This is a genomic window from Vibrio sp. 10N.222.49.C9 (assembly GCF_041474985.1).
GTDB lineage: Bacteria > Pseudomonadota > Gammaproteobacteria > Enterobacterales > Vibrionaceae > Vibrio > Vibrio crassostreae_C.
In genome coordinates this window covers 1-309 of the sequence record NZ_JBFRVD010000385.1, presented here as the reverse complement: position 1 = coordinate 309, position 309 = coordinate 1, and the positions used below count along the sequence as shown (strand labels likewise).

1 protein-coding gene is annotated in these 309 nt (G+C 45.6%); it reads left to right on the top strand.

Features of this window, described 5'->3' with window-relative positions:
• On the top strand, positions 1–309 hold a 309-nt coding region (locus AB4585_RS23620; protein ID WP_372171203.1), incomplete at both ends, for a hypothetical protein.

The following is a 309-nucleotide window of genomic DNA, read 5'->3' as shown; positions in this document are numbered from 1 at the left end:
TAAGGAAGACAACTCTGGCAAGGTTAATGTGATGTTGTCTGAGTTTGCATCTGGCGCTGCACAAGTTGTGTCTATCGATCTGTCTGAGACTTCAGCACAAGACGCTAAAGATGAATTTGCGGCGAAAGTTGGAGCACTTAATGCGGAATCATCTACTAACTATGAGGCGGGATTTGAGACTGCGATTGAGTGGTTTGAATCTTTAGCATTGGCGGGTAACGAAGCGACCAATCAAACCTTCTTCATTACCGATGGTGAGCCAACAAGGGCGACGAGCCTCAAGAATGCTTCGCTTACAGAGTTCTTAAT